The sequence below is a fragment of the Ensifer sp. LC384 genome, from assembly GCF_001695865.1.
Taxonomy (GTDB): domain Bacteria; phylum Pseudomonadota; class Alphaproteobacteria; order Rhizobiales; family Rhizobiaceae; genus Ensifer.
Genome location: NZ_MBST01000002.1, coordinates 95,061 through 109,002, shown reverse-complemented (window position 1 = coordinate 109,002; position 13,942 = coordinate 95,061). Strand labels below are relative to the sequence as shown.

Annotated in this window: 12 protein-coding genes; 10 read left to right on the top strand and 2 right to left on the bottom strand. The window is 62.3% G+C overall.

Annotated elements, in window-relative coordinates; genetic code table 11:
- The first annotated feature begins 78 nt into the window (after nucleotides 1-78).
- Genes BC363_RS03740 through BC363_RS03725 form a run of 4 tightly spaced genes read left to right on the top strand, consistent with a single transcriptional unit; the run spans nucleotide 79 to nucleotide 4,038 of the window.
- A complete protein-coding gene (locus BC363_RS03740; RefSeq protein WP_065786119.1) occupies nucleotides 79-1,170 on the top strand; it encodes an ABC transporter ATP-binding protein in 1,092 nt (363 codons plus the stop codon).
- Nucleotide 1,171: 1 nt separating this feature from the next.
- Nucleotides 1,172-2,071 (top strand): ABC transporter permease, encoded by a 900-nt coding sequence (locus BC363_RS03735; protein WP_065786120.1) that lies wholly within the window; start codon nucleotides 1,172-1,174, stop codon nucleotides 2,069-2,071.
- 9 nt (nucleotides 2,072-2,080) lie between these two features.
- Nucleotides 2,081-2,911, top strand: a complete 831-nt coding sequence (locus BC363_RS03730) for an ABC transporter permease (protein ID WP_065786121.1) — start codon at nucleotides 2,081-2,083, stop codon at nucleotides 2,909-2,911.
- A gap of 2 nt (nucleotides 2,912-2,913) precedes the next feature.
- A complete protein-coding gene (locus BC363_RS03725; RefSeq protein WP_065786122.1) occupies nucleotides 2,914-4,038 on the top strand; it encodes a P1 family peptidase in 1,125 nt (374 codons plus the stop codon).
- Nucleotides 4,039-4,220: 182 nt separating this feature from the next.
- On the opposite strand, the gene BC363_RS03720 is transcribed toward BC363_RS03725, so the two are convergent.
- The gene (locus BC363_RS03720) at nucleotides 4,221-6,620 is read right to left on the bottom strand and encodes a transketolase (protein WP_065786123.1); all 2,400 of its coding nucleotides are present in this window, start codon (nucleotides 6,618-6,620) and stop codon (nucleotides 4,221-4,223) included.
- Between the two features lie 123 nt (nucleotides 6,621-6,743).
- On the opposite strand from BC363_RS03720, the gene BC363_RS03715 reads away from it, so the two are divergent.
- Entirely contained in the window at nucleotides 6,744-7,235 is a 492-nt protein-coding gene (locus tag BC363_RS03715; protein WP_065786124.1) for an Lrp/AsnC family transcriptional regulator, read from the top strand.
- A gap of 22 nt (nucleotides 7,236-7,257) precedes the next feature.
- Here BC363_RS03715 and BC363_RS03710 read toward each other — a convergent pair whose 3' ends face one another.
- Nucleotides 7,258-7,896: a TetR/AcrR family transcriptional regulator gene (locus BC363_RS03710; protein ID WP_065786125.1), complete on the bottom strand. Its 639-nt coding sequence runs from the start codon at nucleotides 7,894-7,896 to the stop codon at nucleotides 7,258-7,260.
- Between the two features lie 279 nt (nucleotides 7,897-8,175).
- Between BC363_RS03710 and BC363_RS03705 the strand changes: the two genes are divergently transcribed.
- From BC363_RS03705 to BC363_RS03685, 5 genes are all read left to right on the top strand, one after another.
- On the top strand, nucleotides 8,176-8,739 hold the full coding sequence (locus BC363_RS03705; RefSeq protein ID WP_065786126.1) for a TRAP transporter small permease: 564 nt from the start codon (nucleotides 8,176-8,178) through the stop codon (nucleotides 8,737-8,739).
- Between the two features lie 10 nt (nucleotides 8,740-8,749).
- Nucleotides 8,750-10,030, top strand: coding sequence for a TRAP transporter large permease subunit (locus BC363_RS03700; RefSeq protein WP_065786127.1), 1,281 nt, complete (start codon nucleotides 8,750-8,752; stop codon nucleotides 10,028-10,030).
- A gap of 66 nt (nucleotides 10,031-10,096) precedes the next feature.
- Nucleotides 10,097-11,113 (top strand): TRAP transporter substrate-binding protein, encoded by a 1,017-nt coding sequence (locus BC363_RS03695; RefSeq protein WP_065786128.1) that lies wholly within the window; start codon nucleotides 10,097-10,099, stop codon nucleotides 11,111-11,113.
- Between the two features lie 61 nt (nucleotides 11,114-11,174).
- Nucleotides 11,175-12,035 carry a shikimate dehydrogenase gene (locus BC363_RS03690; RefSeq protein WP_065786229.1) on the top strand — a complete coding sequence of 287 codons (861 nt, stop codon included), beginning with the start codon at nucleotides 11,175-11,177 and terminating at the stop codon, nucleotides 12,033-12,035.
- A 17-nt stretch (nucleotides 12,036-12,052) separates the two neighbouring features.
- A complete protein-coding gene (locus BC363_RS03685) occupies nucleotides 12,053-13,936 on the top strand; it encodes a sugar phosphate isomerase/epimerase and 4-hydroxyphenylpyruvate domain-containing protein (protein WP_065786129.1) in 1,884 nt (627 codons plus the stop codon).
- The last annotated feature ends 6 nt before the right edge of the window (nucleotides 13,937-13,942 follow it).

The following is a 13,942-nucleotide window of genomic DNA, read 5'->3' as shown; positions in this document are numbered from 1 at the left end:
TTGACACCGATGAGCAAATGGTATCCATATATCCAAAACGCACAAGCGTTATTTAAATAACATTTTGGGGAATGACAGATGCAGGATTCCATTGTCCGGCTGGAGGGGGCGAGCAAGGCCTTCGCCGCTCCGGAGGGCGGGAACGTGACCGCGCTCGATGCCATCGATCTTCAGGTGCGGCGCAACGAGTTCCTGACGCTTCTCGGGCCATCCGGTTGCGGCAAGACCACGCTGTTGCAGGCGATCAGCGGCTTCGTCGAGCTCGACGGCGGCCGCATCCTGATCGACGGGGAGGACATGACCGACAGGCCACCCTACCGCCGACCCGTCAACACCGTGTTCCAGAACTACGCGCTCTTTCCGCACATGACCGTCGGCGAAAACACCGCCTACGCGCTGGAGGTCGCCGGCGTCGCCAAGGCAAAACGGCGCGAACAGGTGGCAGCGGCACTGAAGATGGTCGGCCTTGCGGACATGGAGGGTCGGCGTCCACGCCAGCTCTCCGGCGGCCAGCAGCAACGCGTCGCGCTTGCCCGTGCCATCATCGCGCGCCCGAAACTGCTTTTGCTCGACGAGCCGCTTTCGGCCCTCGACAAGAACCTGCGCCAGGCCATGCAGATCGAGCTGAAGACGCTGCAGCACGAACTCGGCATCTCCTTCATCTTCGTGACGCACGACCAGCAGGAGGCGCTGACCATGTCGGACCGTGTGGCCGTTCTCTCCGGCGGGCGCATCCAGCAGCTCGACACGCCACGGGCGATCTACGACCGCCCGGTCAACAGCTTCGTCGCAACCTTCATCGGTGCGAGCAATCTCTTCGACGGCCGGATCGATGGCGAGCGGTTGATGACCAGCGACGGCACGCAGATCCGCCATCGTCGATCCCCATCAGCGGCATCGGGTGCAGCGACAGCACTGATCCGGCCCGAGCAATTCTTTCTCGCGGATGGAGATGAACGGTTTCCCACCCTCGACGTCGACCTCGAGGCGATCGTCTTCGTCGGCTCGACCTTCGAATTGTTCGGCCGCACACAGGCAGGCAGAAAGATCGTCGCCGAGATCCCGGCCGGCCGGCGCAGCCTGATCGGCGACATCGAGCGGACGCGCCGCGCCAGACTCGCCTACGATCCGGCGGCCGTTCACCTGATCCAGCCGTGCGCGGAGGTGTGACATGTCGATCGCCACTCGCCGCCGTGTCCAGCTCGCCGTCCTGCTGGGTCCGGTTTCTCTGTTCCTTGCCGTCTTCTTCCTAGGTCCGCTCGCGATCATGATGGTCACCAGCTTTCTGGCGCCGGGTCTTTACGGCGGCGTCGAGTGGACCTTCTACCCCCACAACTTCGGCCGCATCCTCGGCTTTGCCGATCCGATGTTCGAGGATTTCGATCCCGTCTATATCGCCATCTTCATCCGCTCGGTAAAAATCGCCGCACTTACCGTCATTGCTGCGCTGCTGGTTTGCTATCCCGCAGCCTTCTGCATCGCCCGCCTGTCGGAGCGATGGAAGAACTTCTGCCTGTTCCTCATCACCCTGCCCTTCTTCACCAGCTTGATCGTTCGCCTCTTCGTCTGGGTGCTGATCCTGCGCCAGACCGGGCTCGTCAACGAGATGTTGCTGTCGACGGGAATGATTGCCCGGCCGCTCGACCTGATCTATACGGATGGCGCCATCATTCTCGGCATGGTTTATGTCTTCATTCCGTTCATGTTCATGCCGGTCTATGCCAGCGTCGAGAAGCTGGACTGGACGCTGGTGCGCGCCTCGCTTGATCTGGGCGCCGGACCGATCCGCACATTCTGGCGCGTCATCCTGCCACTAACGGCGCCCGGCATCGTCGGAGGCGCGATCATCGTCTTCATCCCGGCGCTCGGCAACTTCGTCGTTCCTGCCATTCTCGGCGGCGCCAAGGTGATGATGCTCGGCAATCTCATCGAGCAGCAGTTCCTGGCTGCCCGCAACTGGCCGTTCGGCTCGGCGCTGGCGATGATGGTCATGAGCGTGATGCTGGTGTTGTTGCTCGTCTATGTGCTCGCATCGGGCCGCCGCGGCGCCGACGCCACGCTTGATCGCTGAGGTCGCGCCATGAAGATCGCTCGCTCCCTCTTCCGCGGCAGCCTCCTGGCCTACACCGCCATCTTCTTCGCCTTCATCTACATTCCGCTGGTGCTGATCGCCGTCTATTCGTTCAACGCCAACCCGGTCAACATGATGACCTGGACCGGCTTCACCACCGAATGGTACGCTCAGGTCCTCGGCTTCAAGACGACGATTTCCGAAAACGCGCTCTACATCGAATCGACCGGCCAACTTATTCAGGCGGTGTGGAACAGCCTCGTCATCGCCACCTCCACGACACTGATCGCCACACTCTTCGGCACGGCGATCGCGATCGGCCTCCATCGCTTCAATTTTCTCGGCCAGCGCTTCTACCGGGTGATCATGTTCATGCCGATGCTGATGCCCGACATCGTGCTCGGCATCGCGCTGCTGATCTTCTTCGTCAATTCGGGGATCAACCTCGGCCTGACGACGATCGTCATCGGGCAATGCACCTTCCTGATTTCCTACGTCTTCATCGTCGTCTCGGCGCGGCTGGCCGGCATGGACAGGACACTCGAGAACGCCTCGGCCGACCTTGGCGCCGACGAATGGACGACGTTTCGACGCGTGGTGCTGCCGCAGCTTCTGCCCGGCATCGTCGGCGGCGCGCTGCTCGCCTTCATCATCTCGATGGACGATCTGGTGATCACCTACTTCATCGCCGGCGTCGACGTGACGACGCTGCCGATGTTCATCTTCGCCATGCTTCGGCGCGGCATCAAACCGGAGATCAATGCGATCGCCGTGATGATGCTGACCTTCTCCTTCGTCGTCGCCTCCCTTGGCCTCTACCTCCGCTCCCGGCAGAAATGATCATGGACAACAAACGCATACCCGCCCCTCAAACCCGCGCCCGAGACCTCGGCCTGCCATTTACGGGCCGCACCGGCCCCTTCAACGCCATCACCGACGTCGCGGGGATAGCCGTTGGCTTCCATACGGTCTCGGAGGACACGCCGCGCCCGGGCCGCAAACGCCCGGTCAGAACGGGGGTCACGGCCATCCTGCCGCATGCGGGCTCGCCCGTGCCCGTTCCGGTCTATGCGGGCGTGCACCGTTTCAACGGCAACGGCGAGATGACCGGCACCCACTGGATCGAGGATGGCGGTTCCTTCCTCGGGCCGGTGATGATCACCAATACCCATGCGGTCGGGATGACCCACCACGCCACGATCAAGTGGATGCTGGAGCGCTACGCCTCCACCTATGACAGCGACGATTTTCTCTGGATCATGCCGGTGGTCGCCGAAACCTATGATGGTGTGTTGAACGACATCAACGGCCAGCCGATCGGCGAGGCGGAGGTCCGGGCAGCGCTCGACACCGCTGTCGGCGGGCCTGTCCAGGAGGGCAATTGCGGCGGCGGCACCGGCATGATCGCCTATGGCTTCAAGGGCGGCACGGGCACCGCCTCGCGGGTCGTCGCGTTCGGCGGGAGGGACTATACGATCGGCACGCTCGTTCAGGCAAACCACGGCCAGCGCGACTGGCTGACGATTTGCGGTGTGCCGGTCGGCGAACACATGCGCGATGGCACGCCGCAGAGCCAGATGCAGGAGCGTGGCTCGATCATCGTCGTGATCGCCACCGATCTGCCGATGGCCCCGCATCAACTCAAGCGCCTCGCCCGCCGGGCGGCGATCGGCATCGGCCGCAACGGCACGCCCGGCGGCAACAATTCCGGCGACATCTTCCTGGCGTTTTCGACTGCCAACCCGCAGCCGATGGCACATCGCGCCCCGCCTCGCCTCGCGCTTGAGGTCGTCAATGACGAAATGCTCGACCCGGTCTATCTGGCAGCGGTCGACAGCGTCGAAGAGGCGGTGGTCAATGCCATGCTTGCGGCCGAAGATTCCGGCGGCACCGCCCATGACCGGTTCAGGATCGACGCCATCAAGCACGGGCCGCTTCTCGAGGTCATGCGGAAGTACGGGCGTTGACGCTATTCCGGCTTTTCCCACTCGCTACCGCATAATTCCTTAAATCGGATCCGATTTAAGGAATTATGTAGCAAGTTTAAAGCGTTACAGCGTCCTTGCGGTCCGTAGCGATGTGATCTGCCGATTTGGAACGTGGCTTGTCTTCCTGGGCAGCTGAGCAACGCAAGGGCAGATTGGGCGTCCTATCCCACCTGCCTGAACGTCCGGCGGCTGCGGCTCAACGCGATCGACTCGGCCGCATCGAGGATGGAGTCGGTATCGATACCGAAATGCGCGTAGAGGTCGGCGATCGTACCCGTCTGCCCGAAATGCTCGACGCCGAGCGATACGGTCCGGTGGCCATGCACCGATCCGAACCAGCCGAGCGCGGCGGGATGACCATCCGTCACCGTAATGATCTCGCACGTATCGGACAGCGGCGCCAGCAGCGCCTCGATGTGGCTTTCCGCACCGTGATGGCCGTTACGGCGGGCACGCTGGGCCGCGGTCCAGCCGGCGTTGAGCCGGTCGGCCGACGTCACCGCCAGCACCGCGACATCGCGATGACGTTCCGCAAGCCGCCCGGCCGCCATCAGCACTTCGGGGGCGACGCAACCTTGATAGGCCAGCACCAGCTGAGTGTTCGGTCGCGGCTCGCGCAGCCAATAGGCGCCGTCGATCACCCCCTGGCGGAAGGCCGCATCCTCGCGGCGCTGCATCTGTTCCAGCGGACGGGTCGTCAACCGGAGATAGACGGAACCGCCCGTCGTATCGCGCAGCCATGTCCGTTCGTCATGGACGGCGTCGCCGTTACGCTGCATATAGTCGAAGGACCAGTCCATGATCACCGAGAGCTCGTCGAGATAGGCGGGCTCGAAGCTGGCAAGCCCGTCCTGGCTCATGCCGATCAGTTGCGATCCGATCGACTGGTGGGCGCCGCCCTCAGGCGCCAACGTGACGCCCGACGGGGTGCCGACAATCATGAACCGCGCATCCTGGTAGCAGGCATAATTCAGGGCATCGAGTCCGCGCGCCACGAACGGATCGTAGACCGTGCCGATCGGTAGCAGGCGCTCGCCGAACACCGAATGGGAAAGACCGGCCGCACCTAAGAGCAGGAAGAGGTTCATCTCGGCAATGCCGAGCTCGATATGCTGTCCACCGGGACCGAAGGCCCATTTCTGCGCCGAGGGAACCTTCTCGTCGCGGAACGTGTCGGCCTGCATTTCTCGGGCGAAAAGGCCGCGCCTGTTGACCCAGGGCCCGAGATTCGTTGAGACGGTCACGTCTGGCGCCATCGTCACGATGCGCGCGGCAAGCGCGTCGTCGCGCTGTGCCAGGGCATCAAGGATCTTGCCGAAACCCGCCTGGGTGGAAAGCTCGCGATCATCAAGGAGAACCGGCCCGGCAGATGCTACCGGTTCCGACTTGAACCGCCGGGTGCCCTTGGCAAAGAACGGCACGCTTTTCAGAAAGGTCTTCGCTGCCTCGGCGTCGGCAACCGCCGCAAACTCCTCCCATTCCTCGCCGGCGCTGACCCCAATCTTCTGCTGGAAATCCTGCATCTGTGCCTTCGTCATCAGGCCGGCATGGTTATCCTTGTGGCCGGCCAGCGGCGTTCCCCAGCCCTTGATCGTATAGGCGAGAAAGACCGTCGGGCGGTCATGGTCGATGCTTGCAAAGGTCTCGGCAAGCGTCTGGATGCAATGGCCGCCGAGATTGCTCATCAGCTCGGACAGCTCGTCGTCGCTGCGCGAAGCGAGCAGCTTGCTGACATTGCCCTGGTCGCCGATCTCGTCCTGCAGCCGCTTGCGCCAGGCACTGCCGCCCTGGAAGGTCAAGGCCGAATAGAGCTGGTTGGGGCAGCGATCGATCCAGGCCCGCAGGGTTTCGCCGCCGGGTTCCTTGAATGCAGCTTCCTGCAAGGCGCCATATTTGACGACCTTCACGTCCCAGCCGAAAGCCGTGAAGATCGCTTCGATCCGTTGCCACAGGCCTTCGCGAACGACACCGTCGAGGCTCTGGCGGTTGTAGTCGATCACCCACCAGGTATTGCGCAGGTCATGCTTCCAACCCTCCTGCAGGCACTCATAGATATTGCCCTCGTCGAGCTCCGCATCGCCGACGAGCGCGATCATGCGGCCGTCGCTGCGCTTTCGTGCCCAAGGCTTCGACGCGATGTAGTCCTGAATGATCGAGGCGAAGGCGGTGATGCCGACACCCAGACCAACGGAGCCGGTCGAAAAATCCACGTCGTCAATATCCTTGGTGCGGCTCGGGTAGGATTGCGCGCCGCCGAAACCGCGGAAATTCTCAAGCTTCTCGCGCGTCTGGTTGCCCATCAGGTACTGGATGGCATGGAAGACTGGTGCCGCATGTGGCTTGACCGCCACGCGATCCTCCGGCCGAAGGATGTGGAAGTACAGCGCCGTCATGATCGAAACGATCGATGCGCAGGACGCCTGATGTCCGCCGACTTTCACCTCGCCTTTTTCCCTGACGTGGTTGGCGTTGTGGATCATCCAGCATGCATGCCAGAGAACCTGCCGCTCCAGATCCTTCAGGCATTTCAGCGTGGCGGTCGGCAAAATCGGATTTTCCATGTCGGCTCCTCCCAGAACCCGGAAACGCTACACCCGACCGCGCGAAATATCCGATCTATCTTTGTTGGAAATTTTGCCGATACCGGCAATACTGACCTATGAAACGCCATTTTGGGAAATTTCATGCCGAAGAAAACGCCGAGCTTTGACGCCGCGACCATCCGCATTCTCGATCTTCTGCAGCAGAACGCCGAGATCAGCACGGCCGAGCTTGCCGATGCAACCGGGCTTTCGGCCTCTCCCTGCTGGCGGCGGGTCAACGAACTCAAGGAGAGCGGCGTCATCAAGGGCTCGGTCGCACTCGTCGACGCATTCGCCCTTGGCCTCGCGGTCAACGTGTTCGTGCACGTGTCGCTCAAGCAGCAGGACCGCGCCTCGCTCGATGTTTTCAGCGCCGCCATCAAGACGAAACCCGAAATCGTCGAATGTTACCTGATGACGGGCGAATCGGACTACATGCTGCGCGTCGTCGTCGAGGATCTGATGAAATACCAAGCGCTCGTCGTCGACTTCCTGACGACGATCCCCGGCGTCTCCAGCATCCGCTCGAGCTTCGCGCTCAGCCAGATCAAATATACGACCGCCCTGCCGACCGAGCATCTGCGCAACGGCTGAACGCGATGAGCCGAGCTAGTTCTTAGCTCTTGAGGTAGCTCAACACGGCATCGGCGATCAGCCCCTTGTGCCGCTGCATCGTCTCCGGCTCGCAAAGGTCGCGACGGAAGATGGTGCCGAAGGTGTAGCGGTTGGAGACGCGGAAGAAGCAGAACGCGCTGATCAGCATATGCACGTCGATCGGATCGGCCGTGCGGTGGAACACGCCCTCGGCGACGCCGCGTTCCAGAATGCCGGCGATGGTTTCGATGACCGAGACGTTGAGATCGCGGATCGCCTCCGAGCGCATCATGTGGGCGGCGTGATGGATGTTTTCGATGCTGACCAGGCGCACGAATTCCGGGTTGGCCTGATCGTGGTCGAAGGTGGTTGAGATCAGGGTGCGCAGCGCAGCCTCGGGCGCAAGGCTCGACAATTGCAGATCGGCCTCCAGCGTGCGGATCTTGCGGTAGGACCGTTCGAGCACCGAGAGATAGAGCCCCTCCTTGCTCTCGAAATAATAGTAGATCATCCGCTTGGAGGTTCGGGTCTTTTCGGCGATCGCGTCGACGCGGGCGCCGGCGAGACCATGGGTCGCGAACTCGTCCGTCGCGACGATGAGGATGTCCTCCTTCGTGCGCTGTGGATCGTTCTTGCGTCCGTTCTCTGCTCGCGCCGCCATGCCCCGTCGCTTCCTCCACCCTTGATTCTCAAAGCGAAACGGCCGCGACCGTCCCGCTTTGGCCGCGGCTCCACTCCGCATGCTGTCCAAAGTCTTATTGAGGTTGCCCACTTCTTTCAAGAGATGCCGCTTGACATTCGAACTAGTTAGTACATTTTGAAACGGCATCCCGGTCGCTTGGAGGAGAGGTCGGCATGCCAGCCTTGCGCAATTGGGTGTCCTGATCGATGACGGACATCACAGGCCGCAAGACGCGGTTGATCGCCTGGGAGGAGCGAAATGGTCCGGATAATCGAATTCTGCTTCCTGATGCTGAAGGTTGCCATCGCGCTTCTGCTTGCGGGCATGGTCCTGCTCGTCTTCGGCAATGTCGTGCTGCGCTATGCCTTCAATGCCGGCATCACCTATTCCGAAGAGCTGTCGCGCATCTTCTTCATCTGGCTGACCTTCCTCGGTGCCGTCATCGCGATGCGGGAACACTCCCATCTCGGCGTCGACTCGCTGCTGCGCCGCTTGCCGCCGCTCGGCGCGAAGGTCGCCATTCTCTGCGGACAGGCGCTGATGCTGGGCGCAACATGGCTGATGATCAGTGGCAGCTGGACGCAGACGCTGATCAATTTGCATGTGGCAGCGCCGGCGACCGGCATTTCCATGGGGTTCTTCTACGGCGCCGGCCTCGCCTTCGGCATTCCCGCCTTCCTGATCATCCTCTGGGACGCGTTTTGCGTGCTGACCGGCCGCATCGATGTGGCGACGGCCGAATTCGTGCGCGACAGCGAGGATCAAGCCGTCCTTGATGACCACCCGGCGCCTTCGCTCGCCCACCCAATCGCAAAGCCCTGAGGAGACGACGATGACCGTTACGATTTTCCTCGGCGCCCTGCTTGGTCCGATGGCCCTTGGCGTGCCGATCGCCTTCGCCCTGATCATCAGCGGCGTCGCACTGATGATGTATCTCGGCCTCTACGACGCCCAGATCGTCGCCCAGAACGTGCTGAACGGCGCCGACAGCTTCCCGCTGATGGCTGTCCCCTTCTTCATGCTCGCCGGCGAAGTGATGAACACTGGCGGCCTGTCGCGGCGCATCGTCGATCTCGCCATGGCGATGGTCGGCCATATCCGCGGCGGGCTCGGTTTCGTCGCCATCTTCGCCGCCTGCATCATGGCGAGCCTTTCCGGCTCGGCCGTTGCCGATGCGGCGGCGCTCGGTGCCCTTCTGCTGCCGATGATGCTGAAATCCGGCCACGACCCGGCCCGCGCAGGCGGGCTGCTCGCCTCCGCCTCGATCATCGGTCCGATCATTCCGCCGTCGATCGGCTTCATCCTTTACGGTGTCGTCGGTGGCGTCTCGATCACCAAGCTTTTTCTTGCCGGCATTTTCCCCGGCCTGATGATTGCCGCTGCCCTCTGCGTGACCTGGATGATCGTGTCGCGGAAGGAACAACACCAGCTGCCGCCGCGCCAGAGCGGTGCCGTCAGGATGAAGACCTTCATCGACAGCCTTTGGGCGCTCTTCCTGCCTGTTATCATCATCGTCGGCTTGAAGTTCGGCGTGTTCACGCCGACGGAAGCCGGCGTCGTTGCAGCCGTCTACTCGCTGTTCGTGTCGATGGTGATCTATCGCGAGCTGCCGCCGGCCAAGCTGTTCCACGTCTTCGTGGCCGCGGCGAAGATAACGTCCATCGTGATGTTCCTTGTCGCCTGTGCGGCCGTGTCGGCCTGGCTGATCACGGTGGCCGATGTGCCCGGCGACCTCGCCGCCCTCGTCGAGCCGCTGATGGACAACCAGACGCTGTTGCTGCTGGCGATCATGGCCCTCGTCGTCGTGGTCGGCACCGCCATGGATATGACGCCGACCATTCTGATCATGACGCCTGTGCTGATGCCGATCATCAAGCAGGCGGGCATCGACCCGGTCTATTTCGGCGTTCTGTTCATCATCAACAACTCGATCGGCCTGATCACGCCGCCGGTCGGCACGGTGCTCAACGTCATCTGCGGCGTTTCGAAGCTGACGATGGAAGACCTCATGAAGGGCGTCATGCCGTTCCTGATTGCCGAACTGATCGTCCTGTTCCTGCTCGTGCTGTTCCCGCAGCTGGTGACCGTGCCGGTCTCCTGGTTCGGGCGATAGGCGCCGGCAACATCTGCAACGTTCAACCGGCCGGAGGGAGAACCCGGCCAAATCTGGGAGGAAAACATGTTCAACAAACTGATGAAAATGGCGCTCGGACTTGCCGTGCCGGTGGCGCTGATGGCGGCCAGCCCGGCGCTCGCCGAGATCCGCGAACAGCAGCTCAAGTTCGCCGCCGCCAACAACAAGGGCCATCCGCAGGTGATGGGCATGGAGAAGTTCGCCGAACTGGTGAAGGAAAAGAGCGGCGGGAAGATCGAGGTCAAGCTGTTTCCGGGCGGCGTACTCGGTGGCGACGTGCAGACCGTATCGGCGCTGCAGGGCGGCGTGATCGAAATGACGGTCTTGAACGCCGGAATCCTGGCAAGCAACGTCAAGCAGTTCGGCGCCGTCGACCTGCCCTTCCTTTTCAACAACGGCGAAGAGGCCGACAAGGTAATGGACGGCCCATTCGGCACCAGCCTTGCCAACCTGTTGCCCGACACCGGGCTCGTTGGGCTCGGCTATTGGGAGCTGGGTTTCCGCAATCTCACCAACAATCGCCACCCGGTCACCAAGCTCGAGGACATCAAGGGCCTGAAGATCCGCACGATCCAGTCGCCGATCCCGATCGAGCTTTTCAACAATCTCGGCGCCAATGCCGTGCCGCTGCCCTACACCGAACTTTATACCGCGCTTGAAACCGGCACGGTCGACGGCCAGGAAAACCCGGCCGCCAACATTCTCAACGCCAAATTCTATGAAGTGCAGAAGTACATGACGGTGACCCGTCACCAGTACAATCCGCAGATCGTGCTCATCAGCAAGAAATTCTGGGACGGCCTCAACGACGAAGAGAAGGCGGTGCTGCAGGCATCTGCCACCGAGGCCCGCGACTATCAGCGCCAGGCCTCGCGCGAGTTCGACGCCAAGGCGATCGCCGACATCAAGGCAACCGGCATGGAAGTCAACGAACTGTCGCCCGAGGAAACCCAGAAGCTGCGCGACGCCGTCAAGCCGATGATCGAGAAGTTCAGCGCCGAAATCGGTGCCGATACCGTCGCAGCGCTGTTCAAAGAGCTTCGGACGCTTCGCGGCCAGTAAGCCTGCCGCCGGCCCGCGCTCAAGCGGGTCGGCAACCACCCGATTGATGAAAGCCGTCGAGATGACCGAGACCCTTCTCAAACCGCTGAAAGCCGGATTGATCGGCGCCGGCATTCAAGCCTCGCTCACACCGGCCATGCACATGCGCGAAGGTGCGGCACAGGGCCTGACCTATGACTACGAGTTGATCGACCTGAGCCAGCGCGGCGCCAGCCCCGACGACCTGCCGCGGTTGCTGCGGGAGGCTGAATTACGGGGCCTTTGCGGGTTGAACATCACGCATCCATGCAAGCAACTGGTCATCCCGTTCCTCGACGAACTGTCGGACGAAGCCCGAGATCTCGGCGCCGTGAACACGGTGGTGCTTAAGGCTGGTCGCCGCATCGGCCACAACACCGACTGGTGGGGATTTGCCGAAAGTTTTCGCCGCGGCCTGCCCGATGTGGCGCTGTCGAACGCGGTGCAGCTCGGCGCCGGCGGCGCCGGCGTTGCCACGGCCTATGCGGCCCTTTCCTTAGGACTGGCATCGCTCACGGTTTTCGACCGGGAAGTGGAGCGCTCTGAGATACTGGCGTCCAGCATGTCGGCGCTGTTTCCGCAGGCGAACATTGCTGCCGGCACCGACCTTGCATCGGCGATGCGAACGGCAGACGGCCTCATCCACGCAACGCCGACCGGCATGGCTAAATATCCCGGAATGCCGCTTCCTGCAGCGTTGCTCGAACCACGCCACTGGGTGGCCGAAGTCGTCTATTTCCCGTTGGAAACCGAACTGCTGGCCGAAGCCAGACGGCGCGGCTGCAACACGCTCGACGGCGGCGGCATGGCGGTGTTTCAGGCCGTCGGCGCATTTCGCCTGTTTACCGGTCGAGAGCCGGACGCGGCGCGCATGCTCCGCCACTTCAAGGCCCTGACCGCCTGACAACGGAGGAAACCCGGATGAAGACCTCGATCGCGACCGTCTCCTTGAGCGGCGACCTGCGCAGCAAGCTGGAGGCCATAGCAAAGGCCGGCTTTGATGGCGTGGAAATCTTTGAGAACGATTTTCTCGTTTTCGACGAAAGCCCGCGCCAGGTCGGGCAGATGGTGCGCGACTACGGTCTGGAGATTTCTCTCTTCCAGCCGTTTCGCGATTTCGAGGGCATGCCCGAACCACTCAGAAGCCGGACGTTCGATCGGGCGGAGCGCAAGTTCGACCTGATGCAGGAGATGGGAACCGACCTGGTGCTCGTGTGTTCGAACGTCTCTCCCGCCGCAATCGGCGGTCTCGACCGGGCAGCCGCTGATTTTCGCGAGCTTGGCGAACGGGCGGCCAGACGGGCCTTGCGCGTCGGATACGAAGCGCTCGCCTGGGGACGTCACATCAACGATCACCGCGACGCCTGGGAGGTGGTGCGCCGGGCCGACCATCCCAATGTCGGCCTCATTCTCGATAGCTTTCACACGCTCGCGCGCAAGATCGACGTCAACTCCATCCGCTCCATACCGAAGGAGAAGATCTTCATCATCCAACTGGCGGACGCGCCGCTGATCGACATGGATCTGCTCTATTGGAGTCGGCATTTCCGCAACATGCCTGGCGAAGGCGACCTGCCCGTCCTTGAGTTCATGAAGGCCGTGGCAGCGACCGGCTATGACGACTATCTGTCGCTCGAAATCTTCAACGACCAGTTTCGCGGCGGCTCAGCGACAGCGATCTCCATCGACGGCCAGCGCTCGCTGCTCTATCTGGGCGACCAGGTGCGGCGGGCCGAGCCGGACATTGCCCTGCCCGTTCCCGAAATGCCCGCTCGGGCCGCCGTCGAAGGCATTGCCTTCATCGAATTCACCATCGACGAAAGCGAGGCACCTCAACTCGAGGCGCTGATCCAGACGCTCGGCTTCCGCAGGGCCGCGCGCCACAAGACGAAAAGCGTCGTCGTCTTCCAACAGGGTGACATCAGGTTGGTGGTCAACACGGAAAGCCGAGGCTTTGCCAACTCGTCCTATCTGGTGCACGGCACTTCCGCCTATGCGATGGGCCTGCTGGTCGACGATGCCAGGGCCGCGCGCCGGCGGGCGCTGGCGCTCGGGGCCGAGTTGTTCGCCCAGCCGGTGGACGACGGCGAAATCGAAATGCCCGCGGTGCACGGCGTCGGCGGCGGCATCGTCTATTTCCTCGATCGCAACAGCGACCTCGGGACCATATGGGATGTCGAGTTCGACCCTGTGGACGACCCGGCGACGTCCACAGGACTGTCATCGATCGACCACATCGCCCAGACGATGCAATACGACGAACTCCTGACCTGGCTGCTGTTCTACACCTCACTGCTGGAGGCCCATAAGACCCCTCTGGTCGACATCATCGACCCCTCCGGCATCGTGCGCAGCCAGGTGGTGGAAAACACCGCCGGATCGCTGCGCATCACGATGAACGGCGCCGAGAACCGCAACACGCTTGCCGGACGCTTCATCGCCGAGACCTTCGGCTCCGGCATCCAGCATCTGGCCTTCAAGACGGACGACATCTTCAGGACTGCAGACGCACTTGCGGCGGGCGGCTTTGTCTCGCTGGCGATCTCACCCAATTATTACGACGATCTGGAAGCTCGCTTCGGCCTCGATCCGCATTTCACCGAACGGCTGAAGGCGCACAACATCCTTTACGACAAGGACGAACACGGCGAGTATTTTCAGCTCTACAGTCCGACCTTCTCTGGTGGATTCTTTTTCGAGATCGTCGAGCGCCGCGGATATCGCGGCTATGGCGCGGCGAACGCGATCTTCCGGATCGCCGCGCTTCGCAAGTCTCTGGAACCGGCCGGCATGCCCCGCGCGTGAGCATCA

Coding starts and splice junctions, on each gene's coding strand:
- BC363_RS03690 (WP_065786229.1), top strand. CDS start 11,175: ATGACCGAGACCCTTCTCAAACCGCTGAAAGCCGGATTGATCGGCGCC.
- BC363_RS03740 (WP_065786119.1), top strand. CDS start 79: ATGCAGGATTCCATTGTCCGGCTGGAGGGGGCGAGCAAGGCCTTCGCC.
- BC363_RS03700 (WP_065786127.1), top strand. CDS start 8,750: ATGACCGTTACGATTTTCCTCGGCGCCCTGCTTGGTCCGATGGCCCTT.
- BC363_RS03725 (WP_065786122.1), top strand. CDS start 2,914: ATGGACAACAAACGCATACCCGCCCCTCAAACCCGCGCCCGAGACCTC.
- BC363_RS03715 (WP_065786124.1), top strand. CDS start 6,744: ATGCCGAAGAAAACGCCGAGCTTTGACGCCGCGACCATCCGCATTCTC.
- BC363_RS03735 (WP_065786120.1), top strand. CDS start 1,172: ATGTCGATCGCCACTCGCCGCCGTGTCCAGCTCGCCGTCCTGCTGGGT.
- BC363_RS03705 (WP_065786126.1), top strand. CDS start 8,176: ATGGTCCGGATAATCGAATTCTGCTTCCTGATGCTGAAGGTTGCCATC.
- BC363_RS03720 (WP_065786123.1), bottom strand. CDS start 6,620: ATGGAAAATCCGATTTTGCCGACCGCCACGCTGAAATGCCTGAAGGAT.
- BC363_RS03685 (WP_065786129.1), top strand. CDS start 12,053: ATGAAGACCTCGATCGCGACCGTCTCCTTGAGCGGCGACCTGCGCAGC.
- BC363_RS03730 (WP_065786121.1), top strand. CDS start 2,081: ATGAAGATCGCTCGCTCCCTCTTCCGCGGCAGCCTCCTGGCCTACACC.
- BC363_RS03710 (WP_065786125.1), bottom strand. CDS start 7,896: ATGGCGGCGCGAGCAGAGAACGGACGCAAGAACGATCCACAGCGCACG.
- BC363_RS03695 (WP_065786128.1), top strand. CDS start 10,097: ATGTTCAACAAACTGATGAAAATGGCGCTCGGACTTGCCGTGCCGGTG.